The organism is Cytobacillus oceanisediminis (assembly GCF_007830235.1).
Lineage (GTDB): Bacteria > Bacillota > Bacilli > Bacillales > Cytobacillaceae > Cytobacillus > Cytobacillus oceanisediminis.
The window spans coordinates 387,376-403,361 of sequence record NZ_VLKI01000001.1 but is presented as its reverse complement, the minus strand read 5'-3'; the positions used below and the strand labels follow the sequence as shown (position 1 = coordinate 403,361).

At 40.7% G+C, this 15,986-nt stretch carries 14 protein-coding genes; all 14 read left to right on the top strand.

Going from position 1 to position 15,986, the window contains the following annotated elements; genetic code table 11:
- The first annotated feature begins 2 nt into the window (after nucleotides 1-2).
- The 14 genes from IQ19_RS01875 to IQ19_RS01800 all read left to right on the top strand — a co-directional run bounded on the left by IQ19_RS01875 (nucleotide 3) and on the right by IQ19_RS01800 (nucleotide 15,933).
- Nucleotides 3-1,556 (top strand): sodium:solute symporter family protein, encoded by a 1,554-nt coding sequence (locus tag IQ19_RS01875; protein WP_144539320.1) that lies wholly within the window; start codon nucleotides 3-5, stop codon nucleotides 1,554-1,556.
- 39 nt (nucleotides 1,557-1,595) lie between these two features.
- On the top strand, nucleotides 1,596-2,612 hold the full coding sequence (locus tag IQ19_RS01870) for an NADH:flavin oxidoreductase/NADH oxidase (RefSeq protein WP_144539318.1): 1,017 nt from the start codon (nucleotides 1,596-1,598) through the stop codon (nucleotides 2,610-2,612).
- Nucleotides 2,613-2,636: 24 nt separating this feature from the next.
- Nucleotides 2,637-3,470 carry a polysaccharide deacetylase family protein gene (locus IQ19_RS01865; protein ID WP_242020862.1) on the top strand — a complete coding sequence of 278 codons (834 nt, stop codon included), beginning with the start codon at nucleotides 2,637-2,639 and terminating at the stop codon, nucleotides 3,468-3,470.
- 56 nt (nucleotides 3,471-3,526) lie between these two features.
- Complete coding sequence (locus IQ19_RS01860; protein WP_144539316.1) at nucleotides 3,527-4,612, top strand: C45 family autoproteolytic acyltransferase/hydrolase; 1,086 nt, start codon at nucleotides 3,527-3,529, stop codon at nucleotides 4,610-4,612.
- A gap of 319 nt (nucleotides 4,613-4,931) precedes the next feature.
- Complete coding sequence (locus tag IQ19_RS01855) at nucleotides 4,932-6,194, top strand: M20/M25/M40 family metallo-hydrolase (protein ID WP_242020861.1); 1,263 nt, start codon at nucleotides 4,932-4,934, stop codon at nucleotides 6,192-6,194.
- Between the two features lie 517 nt (nucleotides 6,195-6,711).
- Entirely contained in the window at nucleotides 6,712-7,104 is a 393-nt protein-coding gene (locus IQ19_RS01845; RefSeq protein ID WP_144539312.1) for a C40 family peptidase, read from the top strand.
- Between the two features lie 635 nt (nucleotides 7,105-7,739).
- Nucleotides 7,740-8,267, top strand: a complete 528-nt coding sequence (locus IQ19_RS01840) for an aspartyl-tRNA synthetase (protein WP_242020860.1) — start codon at nucleotides 7,740-7,742, stop codon at nucleotides 8,265-8,267.
- Nucleotides 8,268-8,574: 307 nt separating this feature from the next.
- Nucleotides 8,575-9,432, top strand: coding sequence for a peptidoglycan-N-acetylglucosamine deacetylase (locus IQ19_RS01830; RefSeq protein WP_242020859.1), 858 nt, complete (start codon nucleotides 8,575-8,577; stop codon nucleotides 9,430-9,432).
- 307 nt (nucleotides 9,433-9,739) lie between these two features.
- Nucleotides 9,740-9,937: a hypothetical protein gene (locus IQ19_RS01825; RefSeq protein WP_242020858.1), complete on the top strand. Its 198-nt coding sequence runs from the start codon at nucleotides 9,740-9,742 to the stop codon at nucleotides 9,935-9,937.
- Between the two features lie 190 nt (nucleotides 9,938-10,127).
- Complete coding sequence (locus tag IQ19_RS01820) at nucleotides 10,128-11,123, top strand: thiamine pyrophosphate-dependent dehydrogenase E1 component subunit alpha (RefSeq protein WP_144539308.1); 996 nt, start codon at nucleotides 10,128-10,130, stop codon at nucleotides 11,121-11,123.
- Nucleotides 11,124-11,186: 63 nt separating this feature from the next.
- On the top strand, nucleotides 11,187-12,215 hold the full coding sequence (locus IQ19_RS01815; RefSeq protein WP_144539306.1) for an alpha-ketoacid dehydrogenase subunit beta: 1,029 nt from the start codon (nucleotides 11,187-11,189) through the stop codon (nucleotides 12,213-12,215).
- Nucleotides 12,216-12,233: 18 nt separating this feature from the next.
- Nucleotides 12,234-13,463, top strand: coding sequence for a dihydrolipoamide acetyltransferase family protein (locus tag IQ19_RS01810; RefSeq protein WP_144539304.1), 1,230 nt, complete (start codon nucleotides 12,234-12,236; stop codon nucleotides 13,461-13,463).
- Nucleotides 13,464-13,478: 15 nt separating this feature from the next.
- Complete coding sequence (lpdA, locus tag IQ19_RS01805) at nucleotides 13,479-14,858, top strand: dihydrolipoyl dehydrogenase (protein WP_144539302.1); 1,380 nt, start codon at nucleotides 13,479-13,481, stop codon at nucleotides 14,856-14,858.
- Nucleotides 14,859-14,874: 16 nt separating this feature from the next.
- Nucleotides 14,875-15,933 carry a 2,3-butanediol dehydrogenase gene (locus tag IQ19_RS01800; protein WP_144539300.1) on the top strand — a complete coding sequence of 353 codons (1,059 nt, stop codon included), beginning with the start codon at nucleotides 14,875-14,877 and terminating at the stop codon, nucleotides 15,931-15,933.
- Nucleotides 15,934-15,986 lie beyond the last annotated feature (53 nt).

The window sequence follows — 15,986 nt, the reverse complement described above, 5'->3', positions numbered from 1 at the left end:
TTATGCATCTTGCCTGGGGAATTGTTTTAGTATTGGTCGCATTCATCCTTATTAGTATCGCTGTGAAGAAATATGTTAAAACGGCGGAAGATTATTGGATTATGGGTAGAAAAGCGAAATGGTGGATGTTTACTGGTACATTGACAGCCAGTTATGTCAGTCTATCGACGTTTATCGGTGGTGTAGGTTCGGCGTGGAACTGGGGGCCAATGCCATTCCTCCTCTTTTATACAAGTAGTTTTACCTTTGGATGGATCATCGCTGTCACATTAATCGGATTACGAATGAGAAAACTTGGGGTTACGAGTATCTCAGAATACTATAAAGTGAGATTTGGAAACAATGGAAAATGGATGTTTGCAGGACTTGGTTTAACGTTAGCAGGAATTCTCTATTTTTATTTATTAGTACAAATCCAAGGTGGCGGATTAATCCTTCAAACCATTTTTGATATCCCGCTACCATTAGCAGTGACAATTATGGTTATTATTGTTGCATTTACTCTTGGCTTGTCAGGGATGTGGTCCGTCGTTATCACGGATACGTTTGCGACGGTGTTATTTATCCTTATTGCGATTATCATTCTGCCGGCAACCATCTCCGCTGTCGGAGGAGTAGATGCGGGGATTGCAGCGATTTCATCCTTTGATGGCTGGTCAGCAACGGGTTCTTCTGGTTTAGGAATGGCAAGTTTCGTTGGTTATGCCTTAGCATGGCTAGCGATTGTTGGGGGTTCGCCTCACATCATTAACCGTTCCCTTATTGTAGATAAACCAAAAAGTGTCTTAAAAGGATCATTTATTTCTTATACCATTACCGTTGTCTTATCGATTTTAATCTTTATTTCTGCTGGTATGTTAATGGCTGTTATTGAACCAGGTTCAATGCATCCAGATAGCATTTCCGCCTACGCTTCGGTCCATGTATGGCCTTGGATTGTCGGTGTCCTCATTATCGGTGCTGCGATGTCAGCCGCATTCACAACGGCAAACACGCAAGCATTATCAATTGCACAAGGGATTGTCGATTTGTTTCGCTATGCGCTAAAACCGGACATGTCAGATGACGCCAAGAAGAAATATACAACCGTCATCAGCGTAATTGTCTTAATTTTAGTTGGAGTAATGGCTTTCCGACAAAACTATTTATTAATTATTGCTGGGTCGTTAGCGGGGATTATCGCATCGCTTGGGCTCTTCCCAACCTTAATCCTTTCATTATATTGGGAGCGTCTCACCATTAAAGCGGTAAATATTATGATTTGGTTAAGTGTTCCTGTTGGTGCGTTTATGATCATCACCAACAATCTTTGGGGTTGGTTTGCGCCATTCCCTACGGTCTATAGTTTTCCAATTGGATTTGGAGGACTCATTATCCTCTCCTTACTAACAAAACAAACTAAAGGTGAAAAAGAGGGCTATAAATTATTAAAAGACAAAGGTTTTGCCACTGAGGAAGCTGCTCCTGAGAAACAAGATTATGTCATTTTGATTGGTGGGTTCATTGTTGTGACAGTGGTATACTTCATGCTTTTATCAATGATAGGGATTTTCTAAAGCTCAACCCTTAACTTAATCCGATGGAGGTGGAAGGAAATGGCCGGATTATTCAGTTCATTTACTCATAAAGGACTTCAGCTTAAAAATCGCATTATGATGTCATCAATGTGTCAATATCAGGCTGAAAACAAGGATGGGACTCCAACAGATTGGCATTTTGTTCATTATGTGAGTCGAGCAATTGGTGGCACAGGGCTCATATTTTTAGAAATGACGAATGTGGAATTACGAGGGAGAATAACCGATCAATGTCTTACTCTTCACTCTGAAGATCAAGTCCCTCACTTCAAACGAATTGTGGATGAATGTCATAAGTATGGTTCGAAGATAGGCATCCAAATCGCCCATGCTGGCCGAAAATCAGTGATTGAAGGAAGCGATATTGTTGGTCCTGGAGAGCAGCCGTTTTCAAACGAATCTCCAGTACCAAGGGAATTAACTACTGATGAGATAAAAGAGATTTGTAAAAAGTTTGGTCAATCTGCCACCTTAGCTGTTGAAGCAGGTTTTGATGCGATCGAGATTCATGGGGCTCATGGATACTTATTGCATCAATTTATGTCACCAGCCTCGAATCATCGAGACGATCAATACGGGGAATACCAAGTGTTTCCCGTCGAAGTTATTAGGGAAATTCGTTCTAATATTCCAGCTGACATGCCCTTAATCCTAAGAATTTCAGCAGTTGAGTATGGAGAAAATGGTTACAACTTTAACCATATGCTGAAGTTGATTCCTCATTTTATTGAAGCGGGTGTGGACCTATTTGATGTCAGCACAGGCGGAAATGATCCCGTAAGGCCTGATGTCTATCCGGCCTATCAAACACAATTTGCTCAGGCAATAAAAGAAAGGTTTAAGGTACCCGTTATTACAGTTGGCCGGTTAGAAAGTCCTTATGTGGCTGAGTCGATAATCCGAGAAGGCAGGGCGGACATTGTGGCCGTTGGTCGCGGGCTTCTACGTGAACCATACTGGGCTAAAGAAGCGGCACTCCAACTGAATCAAGAAGTAACCTTACCAGGCGTTTATGACCTCGGCTATTCGCTCTGAATTTATAAACAAGGAATGATGACGTTGATTTGGAACAAAAGAATACAAACACCGGTAATGCTCACGTTTGATTTCGATGCCGAAACATTATGGATTTCTAGAAATAAAGACAACCTTAAAAAACCAGGTACATTATCACAAGGTGTATTTGGTGCAAATGTAGGGGTTCCGAGTATTTTGGAACTCCTTCGAAAACATGAAATAAAATCGACGTTTTTTATCCCAGGCTGGGTAGCTGAAAAATATCAATCTCTCGTTGAACAAATTCTTGCGGAGGGGCATGAAGTAGGTCACCATGGATATTTACATGAATGGGTTGATCCGGAGGATTCAGAAAAAGAAAGGGAAATTTTTATTAAAGGATTAACCGCCTTAGAGAAAGTGGTTGGACATAAACCAGTCGGTTTTCGCTCGCCAGCATGGGAAACAAGTGAGCATATGTTAGACCTATTAATTGAACATGATTTTCTCTATTCAAGCAATATGATGGATGCAATTGACCCGTATCGTGTTGTCAAGCAAGAGAAGCAGACGGATTTAATTGAAATTCCTGTCCATTGGATGCTTGATGATGCGCCCTTCTTTTTATTTAGTGTAACAGGGCCGGCAAGGCCTATCTTTCCAGCACAACATGTGATGAACGTTTGGAAAGAGGAATTTCATGCCATTTATAAACGTGGACAGTTGTTTAATTTAGTTTGTCATCCGCAAATCATCGGCCGTCCATCGCGAATTGATATGCTTGATCAATTTATTCAGTATATCAAAAGCTATCCGAATATAGAGTTTGCTACAGGCCAAGAAGTCGCTTCTTTTGTGAAAGAGCAGAAGCGAGTTGAAACTCAACAACCGCTATAGCACATTTTAGGAAAATATGTAATAGAAACGAAGTATGTGAACAAAGGAGTTTATAAATGAAGAGATTGACTCTGTCAGGTTCCGCGTATGAGATTGGTAAACAACATGGTCAACTAGGGAAAGAAGAAATCCTTAGGAGTATGGAAACGTATGAAAAACTATTTTATGACTACCAAGGTATTCGTTGGAGCGAAGTGAAGGAACGGGCAAAAATCCACATTCAAGCCATTGAAAAATTTGATGAAAGTTTACTTGAAGAAATTCAAGGAGTAGCAGAAGGGGCATCGATGGAATTTGAAGATATTCTTGCTCTCAATGCTAGAAGTGAAATCGCCCTTACAGGGGATGCACATTCCTCGTTCACCGATGGATGCACAAGTATTTTTACTTGTAGTCCTTTAACAGCGGATACGATCATCGGTCAAAATTGGGACTGGAAAGCCGCCCAAAAAGATAGCTTGTTGTTGCTTAAGATAGAAAGGGAGGACTTGCCCAACATCTTCATGGTGACGGAAGGTGGGATAATTGGGAAAATTGGCTGCAATGATCATTCGATTGGCGTCGGATTAAATGCCCTTCATTCTAAGAAAAAAAGCGATGGGGTTCCGATTCATTTAGGGCTTCGCTCGATTCTTGATTCTCGTTCGCTACACGAAGCAATGGGGAAAATTCAAGAAGGACAAATGGCTTCGGCTGCTAATTTTATGATTGGTTATAGTGAAGGAGAAAATAAAGGGTTAGCTTTTCATGTCGAAGTGTCTCCATTTGGCATTGCGATTACAAATAATGAAACGGAATATGGCGTGCACACCAACCACATCTGTTCCCCTGAAATTCAAATGAATGTTGGAGAAGGGAATAATTTAAGATATAGTGATTCCGAAATTCGCAAAAGAAGAGCAGAACAACTCATCAAGTACGCGGTTAAAAATGATTTAGAAATTAATGAAGAAACATTTAAATTGTGGTTGAGTGATACGTTCAATGCTCCCAATTCTATCAATCATTATACCAATCATCAAGTCCCTTCCCATCGACATATCGAAACTGTTTTTTCGATTATCATGAATTTATCAGAAAAGAAGTTGTATATTAGCGAAGGCATGCCAGCCCATGAATCGTATGAGCAATATGGTTTTTAAGGTGCATTTAAAGGTGCCAGGCACCATCCGCAAAATGGATGGTGCCTGGCACCTTTATGCATTTTTTAACAGGAATAAGTGAAGAAATATGGAAAATCCCTACTAATAAACCACTTAGGGGAGTGATATAACTAAAATCCATATTATGGATAATGCTTTTTTTACACTAACATCAGCGTGCTTACTGGCTTATACACATGAAGAGTATGTAAGTCAAAAGGGTTTTAAAGCATAGGAACTGACTAACCAGTCACGGAAGTTAAAAAACGATGAAAATGGAGAATGAATAGTATCATCATCGATGACACCCAAGAATAATATGAAAGCGACACAACCGAGGGAGTACTCGAAAAATGAGTTTGATCTCTTTAATGAAACCGAAGAAAATATAGAGTTTTTAATTGAGTGCCTTCAAAAAGCAGGTGCAAACTTCACACGTCAGCATTTTTTTCTTACTATTCACTCTGAGCCTGTTACTGAAAAAGAGTGGCTAGCTGCAGCTGATTTTCCTCACAGAGGATATGGAGAAGGGCTTTGGTTCCATGCTGAAAAAGAAGAGCCGAAGATCAGGGAATTGGATCTATATATCAGCGGCTTGGTCCGTCAATTAAATCGTCTAGAATTGTTTACTATGGGAAGCTGTGACGGCCATGGAAAAAGATATGCTTCCATCATATTTCGCCCTGGTGTTTCTATGGATAAAGCGGCAAAACTTTTCAGCATCATTTCTGATAAAAAAGTCAGAGTCAGAAACCAGCGCTTAATTCTGCCGCATTCCAGAGAGGAGCTTTTAGAATTAGCTGAAAAAGCCTTGAACATAGATGGAGCCACCCTGGAACTAGAAACGGAGGAAATCGAAAAGCAGCTGTTTTTTGACCAACTGGAGGAAATTCTTAACATCAACGGTGAAAGCGGAAACGAGGGCAAAATCTGCAAGCATGCAGAAAAGATACTTGCTCCTCTAGTAGATCATTTAACTTTTGACAGCAAAGGCAACATCCTGGCTCAAAAACGCTATCGAGGCGGCAATGGACCGACTATTCTATTAAATGCCCATTTGGATACTGTACTTCCGATCGATCCAGGCAGAATCATAATAAAAGAAAAAAACATCTGGACCAGCAGCTCCGGGATTCTTGGTGCAGATGACCGTGCAGGTGTGGCGGTATTGCTGCAAATGGCTAAAAACTTGGAAAAAAGCAGATTCAGCGGGACTGTAAAATTTATTTTAACCGTTGAAGAAGAAATAGGACTAGTAGGAGCTCAGCATGTTGATGAATACTTCCTCTGGGACGTAGATGCTGCTGTTGTCCTTGATCGCCGCGGCACGGGTGATATTGTAGTCTCTTGTGGCACAAATGGAGGAAGCAGTGACACTAGGATCTGGGCTGCGCAGGGGATACAGAGTGTTAATTTATCTGTTGGTTATTTTAATGAGCATACCAGTGATGAGAAGTTGGATGTAGAGGGTTGTTATAATATGGTGAAGCTGGTGGAGGCGGTTTTTGAGAGGGCACGGGAGCTGAGGAGAGCTTTGACAGGAAGGGACAGAAAAAATTGCATTTTACAAACTAATTTTTGAATTCTCTAAACTAGGAAATTAGGGGACGGTTCGCGAGTTTATACACTGAAAGAGCAACAATCGATGATAAAGAAGATAAGCGGCACAATATTTATAAACAATAAATTTAAGAATATATCCCTAAAAGACTTCAAGACAGCTCTTTGGTCCAAAAATGAGACGTAAGCTATTCCGCCAATTAATATGGAAAGGAGCAGGAATATGGTTAGCTTGTAAGTTGAAAAAACTTTCTTCTTGATGACTTACCTTTCTGTGTAATTTATTATAGTGTGTTTTTTCTCACTTTTTTAAAAATCTAAGAGTAGTAAAATTTATTTTGTAAGGTTTTTTAATTAAGAAGTATAGATTAGGAATTTTTTATTGGTGCAGAGGAGAGAGAGTTAAAAGCATTTTCATGCCTGTAACAAACTGCAGAATTAAGGAGAAAAATCAAACAAAATAATGTAAAATTTGTCCAAGCTGCCCCAAAATCTAAACATAAAATAAAGTAATACCCTGCGAAAGAGGAATTTCGAAAATGGCGGCTGAAAAAATAATTAATACAGGCTTGAAGTATCTTGGTAAACCGTATGTTTTTAATGCTTCATCCTTTCAAACGAAAAGCTTTGATTGCAGCTCATTTATCCAATATATTTTTAGTGAAAACGGGATACCTCTTCCACGTAATTCCCGCCAGCAGTTTCAGGTGGGGGAAAGAATTCCTTTTCACAGCATTAAAAAAGGTGATCTGCTATTCTTTACAACGAAAAAAAGAAGGACTAGGAGCGGCATTGAAAGAATCGGCCATGTAGCTCTTTATTTAGGGGAAAATAAAATGCTTCACACCTATCGCGAAGGAAAGAAAGTGCAGATTACCTCATTAAATGATTATTGGAGGGGAGCATTGTTAGGAGCAAGAAGAGTGATATGATGGTTGCGGGAAACATTTTATGCATGATTTTAGGCCTGACTTCTATTAGCTTAGTTGTAAATGGAAGTCAGGCCCAGTTTTTGTGGTTTCGCAAATAACCTTGGTGTGAACGCAAATAACTGAATGGTTTTCGCAAATTCCAGACCCACGAACGCAAATATCATCCACATGGGTGCACAAATAAAAGCAAACACGAATCTATCAATTTAAAAGTAGACTCTTTTTCTCACTAAATCTTGAATGCTGCCATCCATAGCGCTTCTTGTATAAACCCAATGTTCCTGAGAAGAACTGAAAAATACCATTCTTGATGCAATTGAATGCGAAGCCGGTTGAAGAACATGAATAAATAGGCAATTAAAAAATATACATAAAATCTATATATGTTATTCAACAATACCAGCTAATAGAAACTCTTGTGTTATTCAATTAAAGGGCCTATCTTTTAGTAAGGGTAGTGCTTTTTCCTTTTAGGGCGCATTTCTGGAATAAGAATTTGCGCTTATTTTGCATGAAAAGGGCCAAATTGTGGAGTGAAAAATGTAATTTTCTAATTCAACCTAAAGGAATAATGTATAATAATGGTAGTGGGGGGTATGTAGATTAATTGAAAAAGCAAAAAATCAATAATTTCAGTGATTATAATAATTGGCATTTTAATATCAATATTCTTCTTCTGGTTTATACCTGAGAAATCGGATTCTTATTCAGAACCTCAAGAAGCCCTAAGTGCAATTGATAAAAATTTGTTGTTAATTCCAGCCTATAAAATAAATGATGAAGCTCTTTTCTTCTTTATTAATGAAAAGAATAATTTAGGAGCTACTTTTGTTCGAAAAGGTTCTTTGGGGTGGAAGGCTGAAATTCTTACTTCGAGTCCTATGTATAAAAATGGTGGTTATGAACATCTGAGTGGTTATCAAGTACACGGTGAAAATCTAATTTATGGTTTAATTAGAAATGGTGATGATCGCCTTATTAAAGTGAATGAGAATAATGCTGTTATTTTAAATTTAGTAATGCTGCCTCCGAGTAATGTAAGGGAATACGAATTAGAGGGTTTGTACCTTTGGTATTATAAAGGTGATACGATTCTTAATGAAGGAGAAATTGAGTTATTAAATATAAATACCGGAGAACAATTAGATACAATTGATTTATAAATAAATGGAAAAACGAAGGGGTTGTTAGAACCTTAAGCTTATTCCTTATCGGGCGTAATTCTGGAACAAGAAAAAGCGCTCATTTTCATTTTAGGGCCAGATTGTGGAAGAACAACATAGGTAGAAAATGATCAAACTTTTTTATCACGTCTGTTGATTAGTTTATTATAGATTTCTAGACATATAAATTATTGAGGGGCCTTTCAGTAAACTTGGAAACGGTGATTGAGAATAAGAAAGTGTTGTTTACGTATGTGGGAAAGAATATGCATCGGAAGTATGTGTAGACTCCTTAGGAGGTATTTCAATGATGAATTACTTTAATCCCCAAGATAGACCACGAATGCCAGTCCCTTTTAAAGGATATCCTTATTATTATCCACAGTATAGAATCCCTGCACCATATTACCCACAAGGTTGGAATACATTCCATCATCCCATTCAAACGAACCAAATACCTTTTTTCCCTAGAAACTTCATCCCAACTCAGTACTTAAATGAGGATGTGAGAGGTTCATGGACACCCTTTTCATGGGTAGAGAAGTATGCCTATGCATTTTCAGGTCCGTATAATAAAGCTGAAGTTGCTCTCACATTTGATGATGGCCCAGATTTTGTGCATACTCCTCTCATATTAGATAAATTAAAGAAATATGGTGTAAAAGCTACTTTTTTCTTATTAGGTGAAAATGTTGAGAAGTATCCTGATGTTGTAAAAAGAATGGCAGCAGAGGGGCATGTAGTGGGGAATCATTCTTACGATCATCCCAATTTCGTAAAGGTAAGCAATGAAGAATATCATGATCAAATTCTAAAAACAGGGGAAATGATTCAAAAGTTAACTGGGTATTTTCCAAAATTTATCCGTCCACCTTATGGCTCTATCAATGAAGAGAAGTTGAAATGGGCTACTGAGCAAAGATTCATGATCATTCAATGGAGTATAGATACATTAGACTGGAAAGGAACCAGTGCAGAGGCTATTAGTGTAAACATATTTGCTAATGCTTTTCCTGGAAGTATTATCTTACAACATTCTGCGCCATCTGAAGCGAAATTACAGGGTTCTGTGGAAGCCCTTGAGCTAATCATTCCTCAACTTCAATCTAAAGGAGCAAGATTTGTAACTCTTCCAGAAATGTTTTCTACTTCAAAGGAAAGATAATTATTGAAGGAGGAAATTAATTGAATATAGTGCATTAGTGTATACTTGTTTATTCCAAAAGGGCGCATTAATTAAATAAGTATATAATTTAAACAAGGCTTTATATACAAGGTTTTATGCATTACTTGTATATAAAGCCTTGATTTCTATTCAAAAAACATACTGCCATAAATATTTTAATTGCCAAATACAATTAATGCGGATAAAGTGTTAGCGGGGTTTGGAACCGCCTGAATTTATCGCCAGTGAGTAAAACAAATATGTGTACCGGTCATTTACTGTATAGTTTTTCATTGGATTTTTTCAAATGGCCGTTGTTATTCTCCTATTTCAATATGTCATGAACTATGAAATAGGGCCACTTCCACTCATCGAATCGATGATGGATGTCACTCTCTTTGGTGATGGCTGGAGCGATATTATGCTGCCAATTTCATTAATGCTGCTGATTACGGTTTTGTATATGGGAATTGGAATAAATTTGGGGGAGAGGGATAGGAGGTAAGCATCTTTCGTCTGCAAATGCTCTTATCTATTTAATAGAAACAAAAATAGACAAATCGAGACACTGTCTCGTTTTGTCTATTTTTTTGAACGTTTTTTTCACAGAAATGCCGAAATTATTGAATTCTCTTTTTGGCACGGTTCTTGCAACTAATTTAGCTGAAATCTATTTTTCCAAGGAGGCTGAAAGAATGAAAGCATTGGAAAGCAATAAAGATGTAGCTTTAACAAAGGAAAAAGCACAGTGGATGTATCAAAAAATGGTTGAAATCCGAAACTTTGAGGACAGAGTTCATGAGTTGTTTGCAAAGGGAATCCTGCCGGGATTTGTTCATTTATATGCAGGTGAGGAAGCTGTCGCTGTTGGGGTTTGTGCACATTTAAATGATAAGGACAGCATAACAAGCACCCATCGCGGACATGGGCATTGCATTGCTAAAGGCTGTGATTTGGATGGAATGATGGCTGAAATTTATGGGAAAGTCACAGGTCTATGTAAGGGCAAGGGTGGTTCCATGCATATTGCCGACTTTGATAAAGGGATGCTTGGAGCCAATGGCATTGTAGGTGGCGGGTTTCCGCTTGCATGTGGTTCAGCACTAACGGCCAAGTATAAAAAGACCGATAATGTAAGCGTTTGCTTCTTTGGGGATGGTGCCCAAAATCATGGAACTTTTCATGAAGGAATTAACCTTGCTGCGATCTGGAAGCTTCCGGTTGTGTTTGTTGCTGAAAATAATGGATATGCAGAAGCTACGCCATTTTCGTATGCATCGAGTTGTAAGTCCATTGTTGACCGGGCAATTGCCTACAATATTCCGGGCATCAAGGTGGATGGAAAAGATATTCTTGCTGTCTACCAGGCTGCCGAGGAAGCCGTTCTAAGGGCAAGACGCGGGGAAGGTCCGACATTGATTGAATGTGTGACATACCGGAATTATGGCCACTTTGAGGGAGATGCCCAAACCTACAAAGGAGATCAAGAAAAAGCAGAGCATAAGCAAGAAAAAGATGCCATTCTTCTCTTTAGAAAGCACTTGTTGAATGAGCAGCTGCTTGCTGAAAATGAAGTTGTGGCTATTGAAAAATCTGTTGAGGCAGCAGTGGACCAGGCTGTAAAGTTCAGTGAAGAAAGTCCATACCCGAATGCATCCGAGCTATTAACGGACGTATATGTCTCTTATTAGTTTTAAGAGTATACAACGCAAAGTTTTGTCTCAGGACAGTTTAAATAAAAGGAGGAATCTTTCATGACAAGAAAGTTAAGTATGTCAGGGGCCATCAATGAGGCTATGAAACTAGCGATGCGCAAGGATGAGAATGTCATTTTAATGGGTGAGGATGTTGCAGGAGGAGCTCAGGTGGACCACTTGCAGGATGAGGATGCATGGGGCGGTGTGCTTGGGGTCACAAAAGGTCTTGTTCAGGAGTTTGGCCGGGAGCGGATTTTAGATACACCGATTACGGAAGCGGGGTATATGGGAGCAGCGATGGCTGCGGCATCTACCGGACTGCGTCCCATTGCCGAATTAATGTTTAATGATTTTATTGGAAGCTGTTTGGACGAGGTTTTAAATCAGGGAGCAAAATTCCGTTACATGTTTGGCGGCAAGGCCCAGGTTCCCGTGACGATTCGGACCATGCATGGCGCCGGATTCAGAGCAGCTGCCCAGCATTCTCAAAGCTTATATGCACTATTTACTGCGATTCCGGGGGTCAAAGTGGTTGTGCCGTCAACCCCCTATGAAGCAAAGGGATTATTGCTTGCTGCCATCGAGGATAATGACCCGGTCATCTTTTTTGAAGATAAGACTCTCTATAACATGACAGGTGATGTCCCGGAAGGCTATTATACGATTCCAATCGGCAAAGCAGATATAAAAAGGGAAGGTTCGGACGTGACGGTTGTAGCCATCGGGAAGCAGGTTCACACCGCACTGGAGGCTGCGGAACAGCTTTCTCAAAAAGGGATTGAAATAGAAGTTGTTGATCCGCGGAGCCTGTCGCCATTGGATGAAGAAGCGATTCTTTCATCAGTAGAAAAGACAAACAGACTCATTGTGATAGATGAAGCCAATCCAAGATGCAGTATAGCGACAGATATAGCAGCACTGGTGGCTGACAAAGGATTTGATCATCTTGATGCACCAATCAAACGGATCACAGCTCCTCATACTCCAGTACCGTTCTCGCCGGCGTTGGAGGATATCTATCTGCCGAAAGCAGAACGAGTGGTGAAAGTGGTATCGGAGTTATTAGGAACACCTCTTGAAGTGTAGTGGAAAGGAGGAATAACCATGTCAGTAGAAGTTGTAATGCCGAAATTGGGAATGGCCATGAAAGAAGGTACGGTATCCATTTGGAATAAGCAGGTCGGGGATCAGGTTGGAAAAGGAGAACCGATTGCAAGTGTTAGCTCGGAAAAAATCGAAATTGATGTAGAATCCCCTGCAGAGGGAACATTATTGGAAATTGCCGTTCCTGAAGGGGAAGGAGTTCCTCCAGGGGCTGTTATTTGTTATATCGGCAATCCTGGTGAAAAAATGGCTCCGGTGAATGCCTCTGTACAGACTCAGGAGCCTAAAGGAGATGCTGAATCTTCAGTAAAAGAAAAACCAGAGATGAGCAAACAGGTGAAAACCGGTGGAGACCGCGTGAAAATTTCTCCAGTAGCCAGAAAAATGGCAGAAGCAGGCGGCATCAATATTAGTGAAATCCAGGGCACAGGACCTGGCGGAAGAATTACGAAGGAAGATGTCCAGGAATCTTTGAAACAATCACGTGAGCAAAAGGCAGAGGAGAAGGAAAGGGACAAAACCGCCTTAGAACCGGCTGAACAGGCTAAGGAAATGAAGGTTTCTGGAATTCGAAAGGTTATTGCGGGCAGAATGCATGATAGCCTGCAGCAGACAGCACAGCTGACGATGAACATGAAGGTGGATGTGACAGAATTAATCGCTCTGCAAAAGCAAACAGCCAAAACGGTTCAAAATCGTTATGAGAATAAACTTACGATGACTGACTTTATTGCACGTGCGGTGGTCCTTTCGCTTCAGCAGCATCCGCAAATGAATAGTGCCTATATCAATGAAACTATTCATTTTTTCCAGCACGTGCATCTTGGAATGGCAGTTGCCGTTGATAAGGGCTTAGTTGTTCCAGTTATTCGGCATTCTGAAAAGTGTTCGCTCGTTGAATTGTCCAGGAGCATTAAAACTTTGGCACAGAAGGCAAGAGTTGGGCAGCTAAGCAACGAAGAGATGCAGGGATCTACATTTACGATCAGTAATCTTGGCTCTTACGGTGTGGAACATTTCACCCCCATCTTAAATCCGCCGGAATCAGGGATTCTTGGGGTTGGCGCTGTCTATGAAACTCCAGTATTTAAGGGTGAAGAATTAGACAAAAGAAGCATCCTGCCTCTCAGTCTGACATTTGACCACCGTGTCCTTGATGGAGCCCCGGCTGCAGCGTTTTTACAATCGGTCAAACAGTTTTTAGAAGAGCCGGTTACGATGCTTTTATAGAAAGAAGGGAATGCTTTGGGATCGATCGCAATTATTGGAGGCGGACCAGCTGGATATGTAGCTGCCATTACTGCTGCCCAGCAGGGACAGGAAGTTACCATTATTGACCAAGGGCCTCTTGGAGGAACATGTTTAAATGAAGGCTGTATGCCAACTAAATCTCTTTTAGAAAGTGCTGAAGTGTACAGTCAGCTATATCATGCCAATAAGTTTGGGATTCGTCTGCCATCTGGGCAAATAGAAATTGATTGGAATGCAGTCCAGGATCGTAAAAACAGGATCGTTTCAACTCTTGTTCAAGGGATTCAATATTTAATGAAGAAAAATAAAGTGAAGGTAATAAAAGGAGCGGCCTCTTTCAAGACAAGTCAAGTTCTGCAGGTGGAAAACAGTGAAAATCAAGAAGAGATAAAAGCAGATAAAATAATCATAGCGGCAGGTTCGGAACCTGCCCCGTTACCCTTCGCTCCCTTTGATGGACATTGGGTTATTCATAGCGGCCAGGCAATGTCGCTTCAGTCGATCCCGTCCTCGCTGCTGATTATCGGCGGGGGTGTAATAGGCTGTGAGTTTGCGAGTGTTTTTAGCAGAATGGGTACAAAAGTCACCATGGTGGAGATGGCGGATCAGCTGCTCCCAGGAGAAGATGAAGATATCGCTTCGATCTTACATAAACAGCTTGAAAAAGATGGTGTAGCCATTTACCCTTCTGCCGCTCTTAAGGATTTGGAACCAACCCGAAAGAAAGCGTTCATTGAAGACGATAAGGGTCTTCATGAAATTCAGGCAGACTTAGTACTCGTTTCAATTGGCCGTAAGCCTAGAGTCGATCACTTGGGCTTAGAGGTTTTAGGGGTTGATTTTTCAAATCAAGGAATCCATGTTAATAACCAAATGCAAACAAACATCCCGACTATCTATGCATGCGGTGATGTAATCGGAGGCATTCAGCTTGCCCATATGGCTTTCCACGAAGGAAAAGTGGCTGCTTTAAATGCCTGCGGGATTGATTCCCAGGCTCATGCCAGCGCTGTTCCCCGCTGTATTTATACATCACCTGAAATTGCAAGTGTTGGTTTAACAGAAAAGCAGGCGAGAGAAACATATGGCGATATCAGAATAGGTGAGTTTCCATTCTCGGCAAATGGCAAGGCGCTAATCGCCAATGAACAGGCTGGAAAAGTAAAGGTCATGATCGATCCGGAACTCGGAGAAATCCTTGGTATCTCCATCGTGGGAGCCCATGCAACAGAGCTTATAGGGCAAGGAGCTGTCATGCTTCATGCAGAATTGACAGCAGACATAATGGAGAACTTCATTGCAGCACATCCAACCCTTTCCGAAGCCGTTCATGAAGCGCTGCTAAGTGCGGTTGGTCATGCTGTGCATGTATAAAAAGGGAGGTATATGATTGAAAGCTGCTCTTTGGTATGATACAAAAGATATCCGTGTCGAAACTATTCCTGAGCCTTCTCTTGAAAGAGATCAGGTGAAAGTAAAGGTTTCTTATTGTGGCATATGCGGGTCAGATCTGCATGAATATTTGGCAGGCCCCATTTTTATCCCAGTAGAAGAAGCCCACCCCATATCAAAGGATAAAGCGCCGATTGTCATGGGCCATGAGTTTGCTGGGGTGGTCTCTGCTGTTGGGGAAGATGTGACTGGAATTAAAGTGGGTGACCGCGTTTGCGTAGAGCCGATTTACAGCTGCGGAACATGCCATTCTTGCCGGAAAGGACATTATAATGTTTGTGAACAATTAGGGTTTATAGGTCTGTCTGGCGGATTAGGCGGCTTCTCAGAATACAGTGTGGTGCCATCTAAGATGATTCATAAAATTCCGGACAATATGACATGGGAACAAGCAGCTCTAGTTGAGCCAGCAGCTGTTGCCGTTCACGCTGTCCGCCAAAGCGACATGAAGATCGGGGATTCAGTCGCTGTTATTGGTACTGGGCCTATCGGTTTGTTGGTTATTCAAGCAGCTAAGGCTGCGGGTGCAAGTAAAATTGTTGCGGTCGAGGTTTCCCCAGAACGAAGAGACTTTGCAGAACAGGCTGGAGCAGACCTTATCATTGATCCTTTAGAAAGAGACCCCATTCAAGCCATAAAAGAATTTACAAATGAGCTTGGAGTTGATGTCGCATTCGAGGTAGCCGGAATCGAGGCTACTATTTATACAGCAATTGAATCGACAAAACCTGAAGGGAATGTAGTAAATATCAGCATATGGGAAAAGCCTGCCAGCATTCCGCTAAACCAATTTATTTTAACAGAGAGAAAAATGACTAGTATCATAGCTTATCGAAACATCTTCCCGCAAGTTATTCAATTGATTGCCAATGGACAAATTAGAGCAACAGAGTTAATCACGGAAAAGATTTCCCTTGATCAAATCGTTACTGAAGGGTTTGAAGCACTCTCGAAAAATAAAAACCAAATTAAAATATTGGTAGATCCATCATTATAAGATAATTTCAGGCTTCGTGCTAATGCGCGAAGTTTATTTTTTTGAATATTCAT

Excerpts from the sequence above, each read along its gene's own strand:
- IQ19_RS01875 (WP_144539320.1), top strand. The coding sequence starts at position 3 with ATGCATCTTGCCTGGGGAATTGTTTTAGTATTGGTCGCATTCATCCTT.
- IQ19_RS01810 (WP_144539304.1), top strand. The coding sequence starts at position 12,234 with ATGTCAGTAGAAGTTGTAATGCCGAAATTGGGAATGGCCATGAAAGAA.
- IQ19_RS01830 (WP_242020859.1), top strand. The coding sequence starts at position 8,575 with ATGATGAATTACTTTAATCCCCAAGATAGACCACGAATGCCAGTCCCT.
- IQ19_RS01855 (WP_242020861.1), top strand. The coding sequence starts at position 4,932 with ATGAAAGCGACACAACCGAGGGAGTACTCGAAAAATGAGTTTGATCTC.
- IQ19_RS01820 (WP_144539308.1), top strand. The coding sequence starts at position 10,128 with ATGAAAGCATTGGAAAGCAATAAAGATGTAGCTTTAACAAAGGAAAAA.
- IQ19_RS01815 (WP_144539306.1), top strand. The coding sequence starts at position 11,187 with ATGACAAGAAAGTTAAGTATGTCAGGGGCCATCAATGAGGCTATGAAA.
- IQ19_RS01860 (WP_144539316.1), top strand. The coding sequence starts at position 3,527 with ATGAAGAGATTGACTCTGTCAGGTTCCGCGTATGAGATTGGTAAACAA.
- IQ19_RS01870 (WP_144539318.1), top strand. The coding sequence starts at position 1,596 with ATGGCCGGATTATTCAGTTCATTTACTCATAAAGGACTTCAGCTTAAA.
- IQ19_RS01825 (WP_242020858.1), top strand. The coding sequence starts at position 9,740 with ATGGCCGTTGTTATTCTCCTATTTCAATATGTCATGAACTATGAAATA.
- IQ19_RS01845 (WP_144539312.1), top strand. The coding sequence starts at position 6,712 with ATGGCGGCTGAAAAAATAATTAATACAGGCTTGAAGTATCTTGGTAAA.